This window comes from Pseudomonas sp. IT-P4, from assembly GCF_949767755.1.
Lineage (GTDB): Bacteria > Pseudomonadota > Gammaproteobacteria > Pseudomonadales > Pseudomonadaceae > Aquipseudomonas > Aquipseudomonas monachiensis.
In genome coordinates this window covers 37,743-59,881 of record NZ_CATKPX010000018.1, presented here as the reverse complement: position 1 = coordinate 59,881, position 22,139 = coordinate 37,743, and the positions used below count along the sequence as shown (strand labels likewise).

Below are 22,139 nucleotides of genomic sequence, written 5' to 3'. Positions count from 1 at the left end.
TTAGCGGATGGGGGCAAGTATCAGGAGGGAGGGTAAAACACGAAAAACCGTGGTTGTTGCAGTTCAAAATGTGGGATCGGGTGAAACTTGGGAGTGGTGTTAACCCACGGCAGCCATGGAAAGCCGCCGATGATGCACCTCAAGCTGATCCTTGATCACCCGCAGGACCTTGGCTTCCTGCTCATGGATGAAGAAGTGCCCGCCAGCCAGCATGTCCACCGAAAAACTGCCACGGGTTTCCTGGCTCCAGCCGATCAACTGTTCGGCGCTGGCGCGATCGCTCTTGCCACCGAGAACATGCACCGGGCACTTGAGCAAGGGGCGTTGAATTGGCGCGAAATGCCCACAGAGCAAGAAGTCCGCACGCAGCACCGGCAGGGTCAGGCTCATCAACTCTTCGTTGGCCAGGATCTCTTCGCTGGTGCCGTTGAGGGTGCGCAGTTGCTCGATCAGTTCGGCGTCGGTCTTGGGCTGGGCGAAGCCCCGGTCGTAGTCGGCGCGCAGGGTCGGTGCGGCGGTGCCCGAGGCGAACAGCGCTACCGGCTCCGGGCAGCCCAGCGAGCGAAACGCATGGGCCATCTCGCAGGCCAGCAACGCGCCCATGCTGTGGCCGAACAATGCGTATGGCGCCTTGAGCGTGGTTTTTTGTTCCTGGGCCAATTGCAGCGCCAGGCGGCGCATGTCGGTGTGCAAGGGCTCGCCGTACCGCGCGCCACGCCCCGGCAGTTCCACCGGTTGCAGCGTGAGCCACTGCGGCAGTTTGCGCCGCCAACGGCTATAGACCATGGCACTCGCGCCCGAATAGGGCAGGCACAGCAATGTCAGCGGGGTCACCGGGCTTTCCTCAACAGTTGTCTGCCAAGAGAACGGATGGGGCGTAGCCGGAATTAGCTGGATAGCGATCCCTTGTGGGAGCGAGCCGCTTCCATCACCTTTGATGTGTGGCGCGATCGCCTACGTTGGCGGAGCCCAGTACTGCTTCCGCGCGATCTACCTCAACAAGTGCGTTTACAAGCGCTGGGATCCGGACTCGCACATCTGGTATTTCATCCGCCCCATCACCAGCACAATCGCCGGTGCGGTGAGCTACCTCTTCTTGAAAGCAGGCTTGTTGGTACTGGAGTCGACCGCGAACGCCGGAGCAAGCGAAATTGGATTTTTCGCACTGGCCTTCATAGCCGGCTTCAATGTCGACAAGTTCGTGGCGAAAGTTGAGGAGGTCGCGAAGGCGGTTTGGGGCATTGATAAAACGCGCAGCGGGCAGGCCAAAGCAGATCAGGCCGGGCCAGCCAAACCGTCGCCCCCAACGATGCCTCAAGCCTGAATTAGGTTCTTGCGTGAGAGTGTGGTGCAGCAAGCTCACTGCCTGCCGATTGATCTGGGGGTGGGCGTTCGTCTCTGCAGCCCGCCCTGCGGATTCGCCGATCAGCTACTCAGGTAAGTATGGGTACCAGTATTTTCAGCTGCTGGAAGACAAACCAGGCGAAGCAGCCGCCACTCGCTAGGAACAGGCTGATGAGAGTGAGCCGGCACAAGGGGCGCATCGTGTTTTGCCACTGCGCCACAATACGAGTGAACGTTAACGCAGAAGCATCGGTGCGAAACAGGTAGATGAGACCTTCTGCATACGCCGACACCATCAGGTTTCGAGGGGTTGGTAGCCGCGAGTGAAAATCCAGCGAGTTGTCGAACCAGCGCACCACCAAGTCGCCCTCCTTGCCCACCTTAGTCATTTCCACCTCGCTCTCATTCATGACGCTCAAGTGGAGGTTACGCAGAGGCGTATTAAGTGGGCAAATTCGATGTCCCGGCATGAATTTTTGATACTCGTTCGGCTTGAATTCCTCTCGCCAGATCGCTGTTGATGTCAGCCTGGCGTACTCATCCAGTGCATGCTCAATCCGTGCGGATGCGAATTCACCAAAGCCACCGTAGGCTGGAATGTCACCATGCTGAGTGATTGCAACCGCAAGCTGGTGTTTATTGGACTCTGGCTTAATTCTGCCCACATCCAGGTCATAGGGTTTAACGCTCCACCAGCGTCGCAGCTCATCCTCAACGAGCGCGAGCAGCCAGCGCCGACCTTCAATGCCAAGGTACTCATCCTTCCCAGCAAGCGTGCGCTTTAGCAGAACCGGACATTTCCACTCGAACCAAATCACCGCTAGCAAGTAAAAGCCCCCGCCGACCAGCAACCAGCTCAAAGGCCCGACCGCCGCCTCCGCGCCTTTCAACGGGGGAGCTGCCTGAAGGAATGCGGCAACCAAGCCCCCCACCGCGGCGAGCTTGATACCGGCGCCAGACTTCATCCGCGACCAAAACGACCAGCTCGTCATTTGTCGAAACCGGTGATACGCCATTTCCTGGCGCGTGTTGCGTCGTTCAACCAGGGCAGGCCTGTAGACCTCTTCATTCGGGAATTCATCGCAAAACCAGGAAATCCAGCTGAACTCAAACCGCTTCTCCCGACGTTTGTAACTACGGTACTCTTTTTCCGATTCCGCCATCTGCCGGCACATCTCGTCGGTGAGCACGAAGGCCTTTTTAGGCTTCTCGATTGAGTCGCTTTGGTCGCTTTGGTCGTTTTGGTTTTCGGGTTCTGTTGGTTGGTGTTCAGCTGACAATGTGTTGCTCCATGTCTTCGTGTCAGGGTGGGCTCCATTCTCCGTGGAAGTGCGCGTTCAGAGACCGAGGTCACGGGAGAGGCCCAGTATGCACATTGCAAAGCGCGTGCTACTCCCGGCTTTCGCTTCGCAGGGGGTGGCTGACTGTTGGATGACCACCAACAGACTTATCACCAGGTCCAGAGCGGGCCCAGTGATCTTCGCTGCTAGGTTTTTGCGGCGTCAGCAGTGGTCGACCTCGGCGAGAATTTACGGTGAAGCAGACTCTTCGGTCTCCTGCTCAACCTTAGTTTCCCGGGCTTTCTTTTGCTCAGCCTGTAGCAGCTCAGTTTTAGCCTGCTCGGCTTTTTTCTCAGAGTTGAGAATATCTTTGAAGATTCTCTTGAAGATCGATTTCTTGGCAAAGGCTTGATAGAGCTTTGGTGCTGACTTCTTAAGCTTCGCTACGGCAACCGCCATCGCCTCACGAAGCTGTTCAGAATAATTGAAACTTGCGATCTGCCTCGCACGGTCTTCAAGATACTCAAGCACGTCGCCAGTCTCACCTGAGTGCTCATTCAGGTATTCCAGAATGCCCATCAATTTGCCGACTTCAGCAGTATTGGCAGGCTGAATATCGACGATCAGATGCCCAAAGTTTTTCAGAAGCCAAACAGCTGGCTCAGCAATTCCATTTTCGACGTACGCAATATTTCGAAGCTCGGTACCCAAGAGATTTTTTTGTGCTTGGTCACAGGAAGCGAGCAACGTGTTGATACTGCGAACCGCATGCGTAGTAGCATCATCGTCCAGCTCACCGACCACGATTTTTCTCAGAACATCGATGGCTGAGCTGCGATACCCAGAACCAAGTGCGAAGCCCTGATGCGGGAAAGCCCATTGAATCAAACTGCAGTGATTATCACTTTCACTCAGTAGGATGGGTTCCCACTCTTCGTCACTTCGCTCATCGGAGCCATAGAATTCAAGAACGCCCTTCTTGAAGTCTTGGAATTGGCTTTCCGAGCTGTTCACAACTCTTTCGACAAACACGCTTTCGAGCTCATCAATAACATCGAACTCAGCTTTGAAATGACGTTGCCAGTCATTCAACCAGTCGAAAAGCTCCTGCACTTCGACGCCATAAGGCGATACAGCGTTAGCCACCCTGCTGAAGTTCTGGCCTACGTAGCCTGGGTTAAATCTCCACACCGCATTATCCCTAATGGCCCACGCAAGCACTTTGGAGACGATTTTTCCAACAGTCGGATCCTGGTACGCGGAAATGAGTACATCACTGTAGGCTACGCCTCGGAAGAGGAGCTTGAACACATCGCTCTCCACGACGGATTCAAGAGCTTCCACTTGGGCCAACTCTTCGAATCGTTTCGTGCTCATCAGTAATGCAGCCACCGCAGCATTCTGACTTGCCGTTCTGCCCTCGAAGGGTTGGCTGATGACCTGGGTAATGACGGTTTCCGGCAGTTTACCGCTCATAGCCAGCCCGAAGAGAATGGCCTCATGGTTGGGGTAAGTGCTGAACGACTGCGACATCGCCAACAGCTCATCTTCGGCCATCGGAAATTTGGGATCCTGACCAAACTTAACGGAGGCATTGAGAATACCTAACAGAACTTCCCGCTGCGATTCTGTAATGGGCAGTACCTTTGTCGAATCCGGCAGCGCTACGATATGTTGATGGATACTCTTGATTCCAGATTGAGCGAACTTAAAGTTTGCCGCATCTACAATCTTCAGCCCCTCACATTCCGAGAAAATGTGAATATAGTAAGACGCATTAGTCACGTTAACCGTAATGGGCTCATCACCCAATGCGTCAATAAAGTTATCGTAGTCTTTTAATCGGCTTCGTTTTGTCTCAAGCGTATCAGGCTGCACTGCATCATTCACATCTAGCCTGACAGCTTTCGCCAATTCGCTTTTAAGCCACTCCATTCCGCCGGTACGCATTCCTGCCAGACGGCAAATCTTGAGCGCCCCGAAAAACTCCTCGTCTTCCTGTGGGATATCACCTTGGAACGTTTTTCCCTCTCCGTTCAACAAAGATATGACACCCTCGAAGTCTCCTTGAGATAGCTTTTCCGAGGCCCCTGCGAGTACGCGGAGCAGATCGGCGTTGAAGACTTCACCCGAAAGATAGCGTTTGAATGCATCATTGAATCCGAACGTTGAAACCAGGTCTGCGAAGCGTTCTCCATTATTTTCCTTGATCGCCAGCGCCAAAGGCTCGTCAATCAACTCGGCCATCGCAATTGTTCTGTTCGTCAAGAAATGAATCTGGAGAAACTGTATCTGCCACCCTCTTTCGAGACCAGAACCAACATGACGATCAAGCAGCTTTTTTGTAGCAATAAGATCCGTGTCATCAAATTTTGGATGGACATCCTTATAGGATTGCGACAGGCCTTCCGTCCGGATCACCTCCTCAAGAGGGAGTTCATCATACTTACAGAGCAGCAGATGAGCACCGATGCAAACAATATCGATATCTGCACCCAGTGTTAGTGAGGTTGTGGCAATATCGTTGATGAAGCGTTTTTGCAGTCTGGGTGTTACGAGCTTGCTCCGCATTGGACTATGACGCTGAAGCAGCAACGCGCATTTTTCTGCAATATCCCTCTGCGCGTCGGGATATGTATTCTGCCACAGCAGGTAGAAACCATCCTTCCATCCTGCTGCGATGATAGGAGGAGCCCGAAACACGACCGGGAATTTTTTCGCGATGAAGTCGCGCGAGTCATAGGTACGCTCATGGTCAGGCGAAAGATACTTGGCGACCTTATTCGAGCAGAAAGGAACAATTACGGTGAGATTGTTATCTGCCGAGACCCAGGTGAAAATCTCAAGGTCACTCCATACAGCCCTTAAGCTGTCCTTGGGCAAACGATCAAGGTTGTCCAGGATAACGACATAGTGCAGATCCCCTATGAGCTTTAGATCATCCTCCAGAGTACGCTTGAGGTCTAAAGGCGTTACTTCCTTGGCAACCTTGATTTTTTCAGTAATCGTGTCATCCGAGCCCCCTTTGAACAGATGAAAAATACTCCACGGCTGATCACCGACTTTCGTATCCTTTAGTTTACGATGCGCTATAAGCAAAACAATCAGAGGGCTTACAAAGGAAAGTATATGAACAAAGATCCACGATATCACTGGATCCTTCATTTTAGTGATCGAAAACAACTCTTTGAAGGAACTGGTCGAGAAAAACAAGGCCACGACGAGTATCAATGCCCAGGAGCTGACACGACTAACTGTATTCTTGGTATACGTGAACTGTCGACCTAACGCGCGATCTCTGCTGTCCTGCAAAGAGTTTCTAACTTTCTCCTCAGAGCCGACTTTATCTATCAGCTCATCAGTGAACAGTTCAATAAAATTACTCTTGATAGAGCCCTGATAATTCTGCTCACAGTCGAAAAACCAGACCTTGTATTTCTGGTCAACTTTGACGAGTTTCGGCTGTAGCATCGTGAGGATAGAGCTCTTCCCTGACCCGAACTCCCCATCAAGCCCGATAACCCTGGAGTTCTTTTCATCGGCAATGTAATCGCACATAGCAGTGGCCACTTTGTCGTGGCTACCGCCAGGAAACACGTCTAAATCAGACGGTTGCTCATTCTGGAAGGATATACGTGACACGGAAAATCCTTTTTGAGGGTCAGGGATGGGAGCAAAATAGCACATTAACATCACTTCGACGGCCACCTGCCCAACCGGATCTGCCTACTGGTTTATTAACGATGGGTTACCCTCCCTTCCCCCTAGCCAACCTCTACCAGTTTCGCTGCGCGGAACAATTGCTCGCGAAGAGGCCAGAACAGACAACTCACCTCGCCCACCAAGTGAACTCTAGGCCACCCAAACCAGTCAGCTATTTAGGCCCCCGGTTCCCGGAGTTTCGCGACAATGGTTGATCCCCCCGAACGCCAACGCCCCATCGACGCCCACGGCATCATCGGCGACATGCGCAGCGCGGCGCTGGTCAACGACAAGGGCAGCGTGGATTTTTTCTGCTGGCCGGAGTTCGACAGCCCGTCGATCTTCTGCTCGCTGCTGGACACCCCCGAAGCCGGAATTTTCCAGTTGGCGCCGGACTTGCCCGACGCCCGCCGCGAACAAATCTACCTGCCCGACACCAATGTGTTGCTGACCCGTTGGCTCAGTGATCGCGCCGTGGTCGAAGTCACCGACCTGCTACCGGTCGGTGACACCGAGGATGACCTGCCGCTGCTGATGCGGCGGATCCGTGTGGTCAGCGGCCGCGCCACCTTCCACATGCGCTGCGCCGTGCGCCATGACTACGCCCGCGCCCACACTCGCGCACGCCAGAACAAACAGGATGTGGTGTTTGAAGCTGCCGACCAACCGACTCTGCGGCTCTCTTCGGATCAGGCATTACGCATCGACGCCAACGTGGCGATCGCCGATTTCACCCTCGAACAAGACCAGACTGGTCAATTCCTGCTAGGCGCCCTCGACGATCCGCGCTTCAAGGAAGGTGCCGCGCAACTGTGCCTGGAGCGCACCCTGAAGTTCTGGCGCGACTGGATCGGCCAGTCCAACTACCGCGGCCGCTGGCGCGAAATGGTCAACCGCTCGGCCCTGGCGATGAAGCTGCTGACCTCGCGCAAACACGGCGCCATTCTCGCCGCCGCCACCTTCGGCCTGCCGGAAAGCCCGGGTGGCACACGTAACTGGGACTATCGCTTCACCTGGATCCGCGACGCCTCGTTCACCGTCTATGCGTTCATGCGCCTGGGCTTCGTCGAAGAGGCCAACGCCTATATGCGCTGGTTGCGCGGTCGGGTCAGCGACTGCCAGGGCAAGCCGATGAAACTCAATATCCTGTACGCCATCGACGGTCGCCAGGAGCTGCCGGAGATCGAGCTGGCGCACCTGTCTGGGCATGGTGGCGCACAACCGGTGCGCATCGGCAATCAGGCTTACGAACAAGTCCAGCTCGATATCTTTGGCGAGCTGATGGACGCGATTTACCTGGTCAACAAATACGGCGAAGCCATCTCCCATGAAGGCTGGAAACACACGGTGGAGGTGGTCGATCAGGTCTGTGAAACCTGGGAGCAGAAGGATGTCGGCATCTGGGAGATGCGCGGCGCGCAATATCATTTCCTGCATTCACGGCTGATGTGCTGGGTCGCCCTGGACCGCGCCATCCGCCTTGCTTCAAAACGCTCGCTGCCGGCCCCCTTCGCGCGTTGGGACCAGACCCGCCAGGCGATCTACGCCGACATCTGGGAGAACTTCTGGTGCGAGGAACGCGGGCACTTCGTCCAGCACATCGGCGGCACCGGCCTGGACGGTTCGATGCTGCTGATGCCGCTGGTGCGTTTCGTCAGCGCCCGCGACCCGCGCTGGCTGGCGACCCTGGAAGCCATCGAAAAGAGCCTGGTGCGCGACGGCATGGTCTACCGCTACCGCAACGACGACAGCCAGATCGACGGCCTGCCCGGCAGCGAAGGCGCCTTCGCCGCGTGCTCGTTCTGGTACGTCGAATGCCTGGCCCGCGCCGGCCAGCTCGACAAGGCCCACCTGGAGTTCGAACAACTGCTCAGGTACGCCAACCCGCTGGGGCTGTATGCCGAAGAATTCGACAGCCATGGGCGGCACATGGGCAACACACCGCAGGCATTGACCCATCTGGCGCTGATCAGTGCGGCGTGCTTTCTGGATAGGAGGTTGAGTGGGGAGAAGGTTGTTTGGCAGCCGTGAGATTTGATTGTCCCCCCAATAACCGCGTTAGCCGGCAGCACTTTGTATTTTTGCTGCACATAAGCCGATGTAGGACTGTTCCGAGAATACTGTCAGCAATATCAGATCTAAGTAGATCGGCGTAAAAAGATTTTTTCTGGGGGTACTATTTTAAAACCGCCGTCACATTCTGATATGTTTTTTGTTCCCACTACACACGCCAAGCCTTCTTGATATCTAGCCAATAGTGCCGACTAAAGTCACACAAAAACAAAACGCCCTCGTAATCTATCGTTTTTTTCAGGAGCCTGTACATGAATAGCCTGGACAGCCTAATGCGTTCAATCTCCGAGGCATACGATCTACACATAAAACACATGGAACTCATTTACGACGCAGTCAACAAAATATTCAGAATAACCAACGACAACGATTCGTTGATTTTCAAGATCTTCAATAAAAGAGACCATTCAAAACAAAGAATCTCTTTCGAAAGAAAAATCACATCTTATATATCATCCCACCAACCCAACAGCATCAATCCAATCCTTGCGAAAGCCCAGATAGAAAAAACCTACCTATACGAGAACCAGTTTTACTATGGCATTCTCACTCGTGAGTGCACTGGCAACCCGTACCTTAAAAATGCCGGAGCTCTGTCAGACGACTATCTGTTTGGCCAAGCACTATTCACATTGCATCACATTCCACCACCCCCATTCAGAAACCCAAAACACGATACCAGTAACGTTAAGCATCTAATATCAAAGCTTGGAAGCCCCAACCGTTCCCAAAAAACCATTCAATTAAAGGAAATCATACAAACCTTACACAACGATATAAATCTAACTACCCTATCCCATACCGAGTGTATGATGCGTTGTATTAGCCACGGAGATGCCTGGCCAGGAAACGCACTTTATTCTTCTAATGCGTGCACCCTGATTGACTTTGAGCACACCAGAATCTCTGACCCGGCATTTGATGTCGCTACGTTCATCTGGTGGCTCACGGGGAGCGAACACACGGAGTTAGAAAAACTCAAATCATGGAAAAAATTCATCAATGGATATGGTGAGTCTATAAAACAACTAATCAACAACAGCACACCAACACTAATAAAAACCAACCAACTAAGAAGCCTTATCTTCTTACACAACAACATAATCATTAACAAAGAAATACTTGAATACGCACAACACCAAACATTTCATCTACTAGATAAATTAACCCCACACCTAAAAAGCGAGCACCTACTAGAAGCCCTGTGGAAAAAATAATAAATGCAACCATCTCTGATATCTCATTGCTTGCAAAAACACTTACATACCTTTGAAACTTGTTAGCAAAATCACTCTCACTGCCCATTTCGTAACTTTCTTACACTTTGAAATACCTTGTTGCGTATCGTTACCTCCCCACCTAACATCCTTACTGAACGGGAACAGCGGAGCTGTCCAATACACCCCGAATTCAAGGAACCAGAATGACCCAACGCATCCAACGCAGCATCGACTCCCCGCTCCGAACCGGTTTGAACCGCGAAGAGCTCTGGGAGGCCGGTGACAAGGGCCTGATCAAATGCTGGGAAGTCGGCCGCCAGCGCGCCGCCCGATTCCCCGACCTCGCCCGACAGTGCCTCGCCGGCGAGCTGCCCGTACTGGGCTGGAAAGGCGGCGTCAGCCGCAGCCTGAAGAAACTCGAAAAATATGGCTCCCTTAAATACCTCGCACAGTGGCAAGGGTTGCGTGGGGAAGATCTGGATGTTGATTTGAGCGAAGAGCGGGCGCTGACTTGCTCGCGAACCGGGATGGTGGTGACGTTCACGCCGGATCGGGCGAAGTATTTCAATCAAATAGCGGAAGTTGAATCCTAGGAGCATGGACAATGGTCGATTTGCATCAGGAATTTCAAAACAGTGGATTCTTCCACGAAGCGCGCATTGATAGACGTTCAGCCGACGCACTGGTAGGCATCGCGGCTGGACTCGCTGCCGATGGCAGGATCAACCAACAGGAAGCCGAGTTTCTCAAGAGTTGGATCGAGGTTCATTTGTGTCATCTGGGTGATCCGGTCGTGAACATCCTCTATAAACGCCTCTCCAACATGCTGAGTGATGGCGTGCTGGACTCTGAAGAGTCGGCTGAGCTACTGGACATGCTGCACCAGTTTTCAGGTATCCCGGTTGGCTCTGACCAGATCTTCACAACACCTTGCAGTCTTCCACTCGATATCCCTGCACCCGCACTGAACTGGATTGATCGGGTTTTCCTGTTCACCGGCGTTATGGCTTACGGTCCGCGCAAAGAATGCGAATCGCTGATAGTCGAACGCGGCGGTCTGATTGGTGGTTCGGTCAGCAAAAAAATCAACTATCTGGTGGTCGGCAGCATCGGAAACGATCAATGGCTTAATAGCACTTATGGCACCAAGATCAAAAAAGCCGTTGAACTGAGAGAGAGCGGTGTTCCTATCGCGATCATCAGTGAAGAACACTGGCAAAGGGTGCTGTTCGGGTGACACAACTTTGGGCGCCAAGGGAGGTACGATGATTGAGCATCCACTAAAGACCGTCCGCACGACACAACTCGACATTACCTACGAAGAACACGGCCCCGCCACTGGCTACCCGATCATCCTGCTTCATGGCTTTCCCTATTCGCCACGTGCCTACGACGCAATCGCCCCCGCTCTCGCCGCTACCGGTTACCGCGTGATCGTTCCGTATCTACGGGGTTACGGCCCAACACGCTTCATCAACGCTGATACGCTGCGTTCCGGTCAGCAATCCGCCCTTGCCCAGGATTTGCTTGAGCTGATGGATGCCCTTTCCATTAAACAGGCGTCTCTCTGTGGCTACGATTGGGGCGGTCGGGCGGCGTGCATTGTGGCGGCACTGTGGCCGGAACGGGTGCGCTGCCTGGTTACGGGCGATGGCTATAACCTTCAGGACATCCCCCATTCGACACTGCCTCTGGCTCCTGAGTCCGAGCATCGCTACTGGTATCAGTACTATTTCCACACACCTCGTGGCGTCGCGGGCCTGACTGAAAATCGCCGCGCTTTGTGCGAATTACTCTGGAAACTGTGGTCACCCACCTGGGCCGACAGCGCTGCACGCTATCCGTTGAGCGCCCCGGCCTTCGACAACCCGGATTTCGTCGACGTTGTGATTCACTCCTACCGCCACCGTTATATGTATGCCCTTGGCGATCCAACGCTGGAATGGATGGAGCAGGCCCTGAGCAAACAACCGGGCATCAGCGTACCGACGATTTCCCTGTGCGGTGCCGATGACGGTGTCGGGCCAGCGCAAGACGTCGACGAAGATATCGGGCATTTCACCGGCCCCTATGAGCGCCGGATCTTGCCGGGCGTTGGCCACAACATTCCCGAAGAAGCACCAGACGCCACACTCAAGGCACTACTGGATCTGCTCCAACACTAACCGAAAACCGCTCCCGATAAGCCTGTGGCGTCACGCCCATGGCCCGCAGGAAGCTGCGGCGCAGGGTTTCTTCGCTGCCGAAGCCGCATTGCACCGCCACCCGTTTGATCGGCACGCCGGTATCGCTGAGCAAACGCCGCGCGGTTTCGACGCGGATCAGTTCGATGGCCCGGGCCGGGGTCTGGCCGGTGTCGGCGCGGTAGTGGCGCACGAAGCTGCGTTCGCTCATGCCGGCCTGCAACGCCAGGGTCGGGATGCCCAGGTCGTGGGTCAGGTTTTCGCTGATCCAGGCGTGAAGTTCGTCGAAACGGTTGCCTTCCTGTTGCAGTGACAGGGTCACGCTGAATTGCGACTGGCCACCCGGACGCTTGAGAAACACCACCAGTTGCCGGGCGACTTCCAGGGCCATGGTGCGCCCCAGATCTTGTTCGACCATGGCCAACGCCAGGTCGATGCCGGCGGTCACCCCGGCCGAGGTCCAGACCGGGCCGTCGTTAATGAAGATCGGGTTGGGCTCGACGTGCAGTTGCGGGTGCTGCTGCGCCAATTGCTCGCAACGGGTCCAGTGGGTGACCACGCGCCGGCCGTCGAGCCAGCCGCTGGCCGCCAGCAGGAACGCACCGGTGCACACCGAGGCAACCCGCCGGCAGCCATGGGCATGTTCGCGCACCCAGGCGACCAACGGCGCATCTTCGGCCGCTGCGTAGACACCCCAGCCACCGGCGATGATCAGGGTATCGGTGCCCTCTTCCGGTAATGGTTCGGCCAACAGGGCCAACCCCGCCGACGACATCACCGCCCCGCCGCCGCTGACAATTACTGTCGGTGCATAGGGTGGCGGCAGGCCTTGCTGGCAGGCAATGTCGTTGGCCGAAGCGAAGACCTGCAACGGCCCGGTGACGTCGAGCAATTGCACGTTGGCGAAAGCGAGCACATGGATGGTTTTCGACATTTGGCGTAATTCGTGGGGATATTGGCGTATACGCCAAAGCCTATGAGCCTAAAGTCAAACCGTCCACCCACTTCACGAGAAAAAACACCATGACGTTGCAGATCGGTTTTCTGTTGTTTCCTCAGGTGCAGCAACTGGACCTGACTGGCCCTTATGACGTACTGGCCTCGCTGCCGGATGTGAAAGTGCATCTGATCTGGAAAGACCTGATGCCGGTCACCGCCAGCACCGGCCTGCTGCTGAAACCGACCACCACCTTCGATGATTGCCCGGCACTGGACGTGATCTGCGTGCCCGGTGGCAGCGGCGTCGGACCCTTGATGGAAGATGACCAGACCCTGGACTTTCTCAAGGCCCAGGCCGCCAATGCCCGCTACATCACGTCGGTGTGCACCGGCTCGCTGGTGCTGGGCGCGGCGGGATTGCTCAAGGGCAAACGCGCCACCACTCACTGGGCGTATCACGAACTGCTCAAGCCACTGGGTGCAATTGCGGTGCAAGACCGGGTGGTTCGCGACGGCAATCTGCTGACCGGTGGTGGCATCACCGCCGGTATCGACTTCGCCCTGACCCTGGCCGCCGAGCTGTTCGACCAGGCCACCGCCGAGCTGGTGCAATTGCAACTGGAATACGCCCCAGCCCCGCCATTTACCGCGGGCAGTCCGGAGACGGCCCCGGCCAGTGTGCTGGAGGAGGCTCGCCAGCGGGCTGCCGGCTCGTTGAAACTGCGGGCGCAGATCACCGAGCGCGCGGCGGCGAAACTCGACCGGCAGTGAAAAACGGCGGCGGGAACCCGGTGCCTGCCGCCACGATGTTTTCACGCACCCACAAAAAAACCCGCCGAAGCGGGTTTTTCCAAGACCATGACGACTCCTTGTCGTAGCGTTCCTTGCATATGGTCGATCATCCATGATCCTGAGCACATCCTGTGCTTCAGTGGGTAAGGCCAGATTACGCTTCGGATCCAATTTGTAACAGGCGATATCACTACCATCGCGTGTAAGACATTCGCTATAAACCACCTTCCGAAAACCCCTGGACGCCTCAGGTTTCGAGCCAGCTTCAGCCACTCAGTTGTTCGTGGGACTTGGCATTGTCGATCAAAAACTGCTCGATATTGTTCATTTGCTCTTCCCAACCGCGACTGTCCATGCGGAAAGCCTTTTCGCGACGGGCCTGGGGAACGTGATCGAAACCGGACTCGGAGACCTTGAGCAACGTGCCTTCGTCCATGTCTTCGAGTTCGAATTTCACCAGGGTGGTGGGTTCCTGGGAGTAATCGACTTCAGGGTTGACGGCATACGGGTGCCAGCGAAACGAAAACAGTCGCTCCGGCTCGACCCGCTCTACCAGTACATTCCAGCGCAAATGCTCATAACCGGGATAGGTAATCTGCCCCTGGGTCCACTCGCCTGCCACAAAGCGCTTGCCCTCCAGCGCCACGCCAAACCACTGTCCGAACATTTCGGCATTGGCCAGCACACGCCAGACCTGCGAACGCTTGGCCTTGAGCAGGACTTTCCTTTCGATGCGATCAGATGCTGGGTTCATAAGTCACCTCCTGTACTTGAACAGTAGGTCAGTAAGACCACAAGACCAACTTTAAAGTTGTACCAATGGGGATGTGCAATCAATCATGCCTGAGATATTCGGTCGCATTTGCACGGATAAGTTCTGGGGCAATCGCAAAGTCAGAGGGCGAAACGGCTAACGTTCCGTCTCGAAACAGCATCGAAAAGGATAGCGACATGAACAACCTGCGCGGCAGTTGCCTGTGCAAGGCCATCGAATACGAACTCGACAGCCTCGACATGCCCATCAGCCACTGCCATTGCCAGACCTGCCGTAAGGCACACGCAGCGGCTTTTGCATCGACCGCCGGGGTCATGCGCGAGCATTTTCGCTGGACCAAAGGCCAGGATCGCCTGAGCCGCCATGAATCGTCGCCAGGCAAGTTTCGGTATTTCTGTTCGGCCTGCGGTTCACACCTGATGGCCGAACGGCCGGCCCAGCCCCACGTGATCGTTCGGGTGGCGACACTGGATACCGATCCACGGAAGACACCCCAAGCGCATATCTGGACGGCCCATGACGTGCCATGGCTGGAATACGATTCGGTGGAAAAACACACGCAATGGCAAGCGTAGCGGGCTGAATGCCCCTCAGCGCTACACTGCATTTCTCATTCGGTCACAACGAGCACTCCAGCATGAACCCACGCTTACTATTGGCGCTGACGCCCCTGTTGTTCACCTCCATGGCGTTCGCCGTGGATTGTGACAACGCCCACGACCAGGCGACGATGAACCAGTGTGCGGCGCAGCAGAATGCTGCCGCCGACAAGGAATTGAATGCGCTGTACCAGCAGATCACTTCGCGGCTCAAGAGCAACCCGGACGGCAAGAAGCAGTTGGTGGGTGCGCAGCGGGCGTGGGTGGCGTTCCGCGATGCCGAGTGCAGGTTCTCGGCGTCCGGGGTGGAAGGCGGGAGTGTGTATCCGCTGATCTACGGCAACTGCACCACGGAGTTGACCAAGGCACGGGTTCAGACGTTCAAGCAGTACTTGAAGTGCCAGGAGGGGGATTTGAGTTGTCCGGTGCCGGGGGTTTGATTTTTGCTGTTTTTGCGGTGTTTTTGAGGGCCTCTTCGCGGGCAAGCCCGCTCCCACAGGGTTCAGGGGTGTTCACACGATAGTGATCACACTGCATATCCACTGTGGGAGCGGGCTTGCCCGCGAAGGCGTCAGTTCAGGCGCGGCAATTACCGGACAAAAATCTGCGCCGTGGTAATCGCCATGTCCCCGCCCGGCAGCTTGATGCTGCCCGTCTGCTTCAGGCTGTCGGCATCAAAGATCGCCACGTCGTTGAAGGTCCCCGCCAGGTAGATCTTGCTGCCGTCCTTGTTGAAGGAAATGCAGTAGTACGAGTGATCGAGCGTGGCGGACTGGAGCATCTTCTTCTGTTTGATGTCGTACTTGGCCAGGCGGTTGAGCACGCCGAACATCAGGTTCGGGTCCTTGGGCGAGCGCATGCCGCTGAAGTAGATTTCGGTCAAGGGCCCGAAGTCGGTGGTTTCGGTCTTGCCGGTCTTCAGGTCGACACTGAACAGGCCGTACAGGTATTCGGCGGTGGCCAGGTCCTGTTTCTTGTCCTTGAACTTCGCCGCGGTGTAAAGCAGCGAGAAGTCATGCCGGTAGGTCTGCTGGTTCCACACGTAGAGCACATCCGGCGCGCTGTAATTCGGGCGCTTCCAGTGGCGGCTGGGGATCAGCACGTCGAACTTGCCGGTCTGCACATTGACCTTGTAGACGTCCGCCCCGGCCACGTACAGCGTGCCGTCGTCACCGCTCTGCATGATGGTCAGCTGGCGCGGCGCCGGGAAACTGCGCACAGGCTTGGCGTCCATGCCGGCGTCGGTCTTGTACACGTCGAGCCGGGGCTGCTGCACTTCGTAGCGATCGTTCATCATCAGCGTCGGGTTGGCGACGGTGTACAGCTCCTTGCCGTCGTGGCTGAGGGTGAAGGCGAACATCGAGCGCGCTTTTTCCCCCGGCTTCTGGGCGATGCTGGCGTGGAACACCTGCTTGCAGTTGTCCAGTTCGACACCGTAGACGTCCGCATAGTGATTGTTCAGCACGTAGGCGGTCTTGCGGTCCGGCGACAATTGCACGGTGCCGGGACCGAAGGCGTCGGGCATCTTGCAGGTCTTGAACAGGGTGTCGGTGGCCAGGTCGATCACGTGCAGGTTGTTCGGGTAGTTGGTGGTCAACATGTACTCGTGACCATCTTGCAGTGCGGTGTTTTCATCGGCCAGAACACTGACCGAACAGCTGCTCAGAACGGCGAACGCGGCCAGGCCGCAGGCTTTGATATTACGCATGCTGGAATCCTTCTTCTGTGATCACTTGTCTTTGGGGAAGACAGTGCCGAGGTTGCGCCAGTTTTCGTTGGACGCCTGGGCATCCTTGTTCCAGTCCGGGTAGGTGCTCATCATGTCGGGCACCTGGGCCGGCCACCAGCAGGGGTCGGAGCAACCGTAGAGGTCGGCTTCCATCGGCTGGCACAGCGACGACACGCCGCCAAACGCATCGATTTCCCAGCCCGGATCGGTGGTTGAGGCACAGCCCGCCACGGAGCTCATGGCCACCACTTCTTCAATGCGGTTCTCGTCCGCGGCCTGATCCAGCTTCAACGCTTTGTTATTGATTGCCTTGAGATGTTTCATATCAGTGAGCCTTGCGCGGAGTGATGTAACTGCTGATGAACGCAGGGTTATTGGCCATGATCCGGGTGTAGACCTCGATGCCGAAGTCGACCCAGTCACGCATCAGTTCGCAGTAGTGATAGGTCGGGTGAGTCGGATCGCCGTAGCGGGCGTAGCTCTCGTGGTAGCAGCCGCCGGAACACAGGTTGCGGATCTGGCAGTCCTCGCAGCCGGTGTTGGTGCGGTCCAGGCGCTGGGACAGGAAGTCGTTCAACTCCACCTGCTTCACACCGCTGTGGACGTTGCCGAAGGTCGGCAGGCTCGAACCGGTAAAGCGGTGGCACAGGTTCAGCTCGCCTTTGTGATCCACCGCCAGCATCTTCAGGCCCGCGCCGCACGGCAGGGCTTTCTTGTGGCCTTCGTGGATGTCGGTGATGAGCTGGTGCAGGTTGGAGAAACCGATGTTGCGGTGCTCCAGCGCCGCTTCCAGATAGCGTCGACCGAGGGCCTTCATGTTGGCGAACACCTGCACCAGTTCATCGCTGGTGAGGTTGAAGCTGCTGATGTCGCCGGAGGTCACCGGGGCAAAGCCGACTTCGGCAAAACCCAGTTCGTTGAACAGGTGATCCCAGATGGTTTCGACGTCGGTCACGCCGGTGGTCAGGGTTACGCGAGCACCAACCGGACGGCTGTTGTAGCGCGACAGCAGCATCTCGGCCTTGCGCCGCACCACGTCGTACGTGCCCTGCCCGCCCACGGTGATGCGGTTGCGGTCGTGCACGGTTTTCGGCCCGTCGATGCTCACCGACAGCCCGAAACGGTGGGCGTTGAGGTAGTCCACGGTTTCTTCGGTGAGCAGCGTGGCGTTGGTGGTCATGACGAACTCGACGAACTTGCCCGCCTCGCGGAAACGCTTCTCACAGTAGTCGACCATGTACTCGATCAGCTTGCGGTTGCTCAGCGGTTCGCCGCCGAAGAACACCACGGTGAAACGCTCTTCGTCCGGGGACTCGCGCAGCAGCATTTCCACCGAGGCGATCGCCGTTTCGACGTCCATCTTCTTGCCCGCCGATGGCTTGTCGAGGTCTTCCTTGTAGCAGTAGGTGCAGCTCAGGTTGCAGCCGGTGTTGACGTTGAGCACCACGGTATTGATCGCCGTGCGCTCGACGCGCTTGGTGGCGATGTCCGGGGTCAGCGGCGAACCGTCGCTGACCAGTTCCAGCGCCATCAGCTCGCGCAGGGTCTCGGTGATTTCCTCGCCGCTGAAACGCGCGGCCAGGCGCTGGATCAGGTCGTCCGAGGAACAACCGGGCCCGCGCAAGGTGTCGATGATGGTCCCCGTCAGTTCATCGCTGGCGAACAGCGAACTGCTGGGGATGTGAAACAGCATGCGGTCGGCATCGACCTGCACTTCGTGCAGGTTGCGTTCGACCAGATTCAATATAGCGCCCATAACCAACCTCCTGTGCAGGCCCCGCTTGGCGGGGCTTGCGGTCATTCCAAAAAGTGTCTGTAGCCTTGAAGCTGTGTTAAGCCAAGGACAGCCAACTCATGGAATCGGTGGATTGTTCCAGCGTTGCACGGTGACGATCATGTGGCCTTCGCCGGTCAGGGATTGCCCTGCGTCGTCGACGGCGGCGATCACCTTGAGGTTGCCGGCATTGTTGGTGGACATCTTGCGCGCCGGGTTCGGCCCGGCATCGCCCGGGGTGAACACGCCGGTGTCGGCCTGCATGGTGCCGGCAAACTTGACGTCTTCGTCTTCCTTGGCGCGGTCGTCGAAGGCTTCGACCTTCCACTGCGCCGGGAACACGCCGATGCGATATGGCTTGCCGTCGGAGCCCTTGCCCCAGGCTTCGGCGTCAAAACGGCCCTGGACTTTCGGCGTCGAACCACCGCCCTCGCCGATCCGAGCCACCGAGAATTCCGGCACCACCTTGACCGAGGCGATCTTGCTGTACACCGACAGACTCGGGCCTTTCAGCGTGCCTACACTGACCGCGCGCACGCCCGGCTGGGCATTGGCCGTCGCCTTGAGCTTGACCTTGATCCGCTCGGGGCTCTGCTCGACCACTTCGAGCACTTCCACGCCTTTGCCGAAGTCCGGCTTGCCGGTCAGGCCGCTGCCGATCAGGGTGACTTCGGTTTCGCTGCCGGCCTTCACATAGCCCGGCTGCACCGCCAGCAACCGCTGGGAGCCCTGTTTGGCGGCGACGAAGTCCAGACCGCGCTCATCGTGCTCGGCCTCGAACATCCGGCCCTGCATCGCATTGCCTTGGGCAGCGAACACCTGGCGCATGGTCACGCCATCGATCGTCACGTTGCCGCGCCATTCATAGCCGGTGTAGAGAATCGCACTGCCGTCGCCATTGAACGGCGTGCCGTCAGCGTATTGACCTTTGACGCTGACCTTGAAAGTGTCGCTGCCGTCGGCGGTCACGCTCATCACACCGGCCAGTTCGCCCTTGCCGGGCAAGTGCCCGCTGAAGCTCCAGTCGCCCACCAGCGCCTCGCTTTTCGGCGCCGCGCCCTGCCATTTTTTCCAGGCCGGGTTATCCAGCGGATAGCGCTTGGCCAGCAACGGCACCATTTCTTTACGGGCCAGATCGAACCAGTCGCGGTCACGGGACAGCGCCTGGTACTCCAGCGACGGCCATTGGCCGAGGTGGAAGTTCACCAGGCGTTCCCACTCCTGGGCCGGACGCCGTTGCAGGGCGACCCGCGCACCGGAGTGGCAGCGGCCGCACATCTGGCTGGTCTGGTCGTCGAAGTGTTCGACGGTGTTGAGCCGGCGCTCCAGCGCATAGCGCACGCCGTCGGTTTCGCTCGGCGCAAGGCCCTGGGTATCGGCCAGGTATTTGACAAGCGTCCGGCGGTCTTCATCGCTGATCTGCAAACCGTGCATGGTCTGCATCCGGGCGATGCTCATCAACCAGCCTTCCGGCGTTTTGCGCTGGTGGCTGATACGGCTCAGAGCGTTATCGGCTTCGGGGGTGTGACAGCCCTGACAGGTTTCCTTGAGGATGGTCTGGGCGTCGCGGGCTGCCAGGCTATGAGGCGAATGCAGCGCTACACAAGCGGCTACGGCCAGCAGGCTGGCGCTCATGCCTGATCGGAGTTTTCTCTTCATCAACGTCGAACCTCGCACGGTGCGTTCTTATTGTTGTGGCTTATCGTTTTTATGGTTTCTGCCGCCGGCGGTGAACCGCTGACGGAGGCAAGAGAAACGTTTGCGATGAGCAATACACGGAGCGTGCCAGCTTATGAATATTTCTTTGAATCAATGACTTGCCGATAAAAGCCGGTGTTTTGCCAATCGTGTCGTCTGCGTTCCACGTTCAATTTCGCGACAACTGTTTCAACCTGAGACAAGCATAGGATCAAGATCAAAGGATCGCAGCCTGCGGCAGCTCCTACAGGTGAACGTTGCTCCTTCTGCAGGAGCTGCCGCAGGCTGCGATCTTTTGAACTTCACCATGCGTCACCGGCGTCTCACTGCGTCGCAATTTGCGACGCATGCTCCCCCTTTTCAACTTGGGTCCATAACCCGCAAGCCCCGCTAAACCGGCTCTTGCCTCCCAATCAACATAACTGGCACAACCGTTGCAAAAGACCTCGCCACACGAACAAGACGAGGTTTCATCATGTCGCTCCCAAACCTGCTTCCCGCCACTTCGGCATTCATCCAGCGCGCCCCGCGCATGCTTATCGGCGGTGACTGGGTCGAGGCCGCCGACGGCCAGACCATGCCCCTGCACAACCCGGCCACCGGCGAAGTGCTGTGCGTGGTGCCACGGGCAACGCCGGAGGATGTCGACCGCGCGGTACTCGCCGCCCGCCAGGCGTTCGACGATTCGGCCTGGACCCACACCCGCCCCCGGGAGCGGCAGAACCTGCTGTGGAAACTCGCCGACCTGATGCAGCGCGACGCCGAACTGCTGGCTCAGCTGGAATGTCTGAACAACGGTAAAAGCGCAGCGGTCGCCCAGGTGATGGACGTGCAACTGGCCATCGACTTCCTGCGCTACATGGCCGGCTGGGCGACCAAGATCGAAGGTTCGACGGTTGACGTGTCGGCACCGCTGATGCCCAACGACCAGTTCCACAGTTTCATCCGACGCGAAGCAGTGGGCGTGGTCGGCGCCATCGTTGCCTGGAACTTCCCGCTGTTGCTGGCCTGCTGGAAACTCGGCCCGGCCCTGGCCACCGGTTGTACCGTGGTGCTCAAGCCCGCCGACGAAACCCCGCTGACCGCACTGAAACTTGCCGAGCTGGTGCTGGAGGCCGGTTATCCCGAAGGCGTTTTCAACGTGGTCACCGGCACCGGCATCACCGCAGGTTCGGCCCTGACCCACAACCCGCTGGTGGACAAGCTGACCTTCACCGGCTCCACCGCCGTGGGCAAGCAGATCGGCAAGATCGCCATGGATTCCATGACCCGGGTCACCCTGGAGCTGGGCGGCAAGTCGCCGACCATCATCATGGCCGACGCCGACCTGAAAACCGCCGCGGCCGGGGCCGCCAGCGCGATCTTCTTCAACCAGGGCCAGGTCTGCTGCGCAGGTTCCAGGCTGTATGTGCAGCGCAAGCATTTCGACAATGTGGTGGCGGACATCGCTGGCATCGCCAACGCCATGAAACTCGGCAACGGCCTGGACCCGAGCGTCGACATGGGGCCGTTGATCTCGGCGCGCCAGCAGGAGCGCGTCTACGGCTACATCGAAAAGGGCCGGGAAAGCGGCGCGACCATCGCCTGCGGTGGTGAGCAGTTCGGCCCGGGGTTCTTCGTCAAGCCGACGGTGATTGTCGACGTCGATCAGAAGCACTCACTGGTGCAGGAAGAAATCTTCGGGCCGGTGCTGGTGGCCATCCCGTTCGATGACGAGGCCGATGCCCTGCGCATGGCCAACGACAGTCCGTATGGATTGGGCGCGAGCATCTGGTCCAACGACCTGGCGGCGGTGCACCGGATGATTCCACGGATCAAGTCCGGGTCGGTGTGGGTCAACTGCCACAGCGCCCTGGACCCGGCGCTGCCGTTCGGCGGCTACAAGATGTCCGGGGTCGGGCGTGAGATGGGGTATGCGGCGATCGAGCATTACACCGAGTTGAAGTCGGTGTTGATCAAACTGTGAAACAGTTTTTGTAGGAGCTGGCGAAGCCTGCGATCTTTTGATCCTCGGTACGTTTGAGGCAGCCA

The 22,139-nt window shown here is 57.2% G+C and carries 19 protein-coding genes; 10 read left to right on the top strand and 9 right to left on the bottom strand.

Annotated elements, in window-relative coordinates:
* Positions 1-99 precede the first annotated feature (99 nt).
* Positions 100-834: a thioesterase II family protein gene (locus ACM6IT_RS04110; protein ID WP_414917571.1), complete on the bottom strand. Its 735-nt coding sequence runs from the start codon at positions 832-834 to the stop codon at positions 100-102.
* Positions 835-937: 103 nt separating this feature from the next.
* Between ACM6IT_RS04110 and ACM6IT_RS04105 the strand changes: the two genes are divergently transcribed.
* Positions 938-1,324, top strand: a complete 387-nt coding sequence (locus ACM6IT_RS04105) for a hypothetical protein (protein ID WP_414917570.1) — start codon at positions 938-940, stop codon at positions 1,322-1,324.
* Positions 1,325-1,433: 109 nt separating this feature from the next.
* Here the strand turns inward: ACM6IT_RS04105 and ACM6IT_RS04100 are convergent, their stop codons facing one another.
* Together ACM6IT_RS04100 and ACM6IT_RS04095 are read right to left on the bottom strand one after the other, a co-directional pair.
* Entirely contained in the window at positions 1,434-2,624 is a 1,191-nt protein-coding gene (locus ACM6IT_RS04100; RefSeq protein ID WP_414917569.1) for a hypothetical protein, read from the bottom strand.
* Positions 2,625-2,873: 249 nt separating this feature from the next.
* Positions 2,874-6,332 carry a P-loop NTPase fold protein gene (locus ACM6IT_RS04095; RefSeq protein WP_414917568.1) on the bottom strand — a complete coding sequence of 1,153 codons (3,459 nt, stop codon included), beginning with the start codon at positions 6,330-6,332 and terminating at the stop codon, positions 2,874-2,876.
* A gap of 201 nt (positions 6,333-6,533) precedes the next feature.
* On the opposite strand from ACM6IT_RS04095, the gene ACM6IT_RS04090 reads away from it, so the two are divergent.
* From ACM6IT_RS04090 to ACM6IT_RS04070, 5 genes are all read left to right on the top strand, one after another.
* The gene (locus tag ACM6IT_RS04090) at positions 6,534-8,357 is read left to right on the top strand and encodes a glycoside hydrolase family 15 protein (RefSeq protein ID WP_414917567.1); all 1,824 of its coding nucleotides are present in this window, start codon (positions 6,534-6,536) and stop codon (positions 8,355-8,357) included.
* A 293-nt stretch (positions 8,358-8,650) separates the two neighbouring features.
* Positions 8,651-9,616 (top strand): aminoglycoside phosphotransferase family protein, encoded by a 966-nt coding sequence (locus tag ACM6IT_RS04085; protein WP_056722660.1) that lies wholly within the window; start codon positions 8,651-8,653, stop codon positions 9,614-9,616.
* 206 nt (positions 9,617-9,822) lie between these two features.
* Positions 9,823-10,212, top strand: a complete 390-nt coding sequence (locus ACM6IT_RS04080; protein WP_056722662.1) for a hypothetical protein — start codon at positions 9,823-9,825, stop codon at positions 10,210-10,212.
* Between the two features lie 11 nt (positions 10,213-10,223).
* Complete coding sequence (locus tag ACM6IT_RS04075; protein ID WP_056722664.1) at positions 10,224-10,856, top strand: BRCT domain-containing protein; 633 nt, start codon at positions 10,224-10,226, stop codon at positions 10,854-10,856.
* 28 nt (positions 10,857-10,884) lie between these two features.
* Positions 10,885-11,784 carry an alpha/beta fold hydrolase gene (locus ACM6IT_RS04070; RefSeq protein ID WP_056722666.1) on the top strand — a complete coding sequence of 300 codons (900 nt, stop codon included), beginning with the start codon at positions 10,885-10,887 and terminating at the stop codon, positions 11,782-11,784.
* Here ACM6IT_RS04070 and ACM6IT_RS04065 read toward each other — a convergent pair.
* The gene (locus ACM6IT_RS04065; RefSeq protein ID WP_414917566.1) at positions 11,753-12,736 is read right to left on the bottom strand and encodes a GlxA family transcriptional regulator; all 984 of its coding nucleotides are present in this window, start codon (positions 12,734-12,736) and stop codon (positions 11,753-11,755) included. The two genes, ACM6IT_RS04070 and ACM6IT_RS04065, sit on opposite strands and share 32 nt — an antisense overlap.
* A gap of 89 nt (positions 12,737-12,825) precedes the next feature.
* Between ACM6IT_RS04065 and inhA the strand changes: the two genes are divergently transcribed.
* Positions 12,826-13,512 carry an isonitrile hydratase gene (inhA, locus tag ACM6IT_RS04060; RefSeq protein ID WP_340316072.1) on the top strand — a complete coding sequence of 229 codons (687 nt, stop codon included), beginning with the start codon at positions 12,826-12,828 and terminating at the stop codon, positions 13,510-13,512.
* A gap of 286 nt (positions 13,513-13,798) precedes the next feature.
* Here the strand turns inward: inhA and ACM6IT_RS04055 are convergent, their stop codons facing one another.
* The gene (locus tag ACM6IT_RS04055) at positions 13,799-14,287 is read right to left on the bottom strand and encodes an SRPBCC family protein (protein WP_409079192.1); all 489 of its coding nucleotides are present in this window, start codon (positions 14,285-14,287) and stop codon (positions 13,799-13,801) included.
* Positions 14,288-14,484: 197 nt separating this feature from the next.
* Between ACM6IT_RS04055 and ACM6IT_RS04050 the strand changes: the two genes are divergently transcribed.
* Positions 14,485-14,883: a GFA family protein gene (locus tag ACM6IT_RS04050; protein WP_223465804.1), complete on the top strand. Its 399-nt coding sequence runs from the start codon at positions 14,485-14,487 to the stop codon at positions 14,881-14,883.
* Positions 14,884-14,945: 62 nt separating this feature from the next.
* Positions 14,946-15,347: a lysozyme inhibitor LprI family protein gene (locus tag ACM6IT_RS04045; RefSeq protein WP_414917565.1), complete on the top strand. Its 402-nt coding sequence runs from the start codon at positions 14,946-14,948 to the stop codon at positions 15,345-15,347.
* A 149-nt stretch (positions 15,348-15,496) separates the two neighbouring features.
* Here the strand turns inward: ACM6IT_RS04045 and peaD are convergent, their stop codons facing one another.
* The 4 genes from peaD to peaA form a co-directional block, all read right to left on the bottom strand.
* Positions 15,497-16,615: a quinohemoprotein amine dehydrogenase subunit beta gene (gene peaD / locus ACM6IT_RS04040; protein WP_414917564.1), complete on the bottom strand. Its 1,119-nt coding sequence runs from the start codon at positions 16,613-16,615 to the stop codon at positions 15,497-15,499.
* Between the two features lie 21 nt (positions 16,616-16,636).
* A complete protein-coding gene (gene qhpC, locus ACM6IT_RS04035) occupies positions 16,637-16,960 on the bottom strand; it encodes a quinohemoprotein amine dehydrogenase subunit gamma (protein ID WP_007971075.1) in 324 nt (107 codons plus the stop codon).
* A 1-nt stretch (position 16,961) separates the two neighbouring features.
* Positions 16,962-18,392, bottom strand: coding sequence for a quinohemoprotein amine dehydrogenase maturation protein (gene peaB, locus ACM6IT_RS04030; RefSeq protein ID WP_056722678.1), 1,431 nt, complete (start codon positions 18,390-18,392; stop codon positions 16,962-16,964).
* Positions 18,393-18,488: 96 nt separating this feature from the next.
* Positions 18,489-20,069 carry a quinohemoprotein amine dehydrogenase subunit alpha gene (gene peaA, locus ACM6IT_RS04025; protein ID WP_414912848.1) on the bottom strand — a complete coding sequence of 527 codons (1,581 nt, stop codon included), beginning with the start codon at positions 20,067-20,069 and terminating at the stop codon, positions 18,489-18,491.
* 514 nt (positions 20,070-20,583) lie between these two features.
* On the opposite strand from peaA, the gene ACM6IT_RS04020 reads away from it, so the two are divergent.
* Complete coding sequence (locus ACM6IT_RS04020; RefSeq protein ID WP_414917563.1) at positions 20,584-22,074, top strand: aldehyde dehydrogenase family protein; 1,491 nt, start codon at positions 20,584-20,586, stop codon at positions 22,072-22,074.
* The last annotated feature ends 65 nt before the right edge of the window (positions 22,075-22,139 follow it).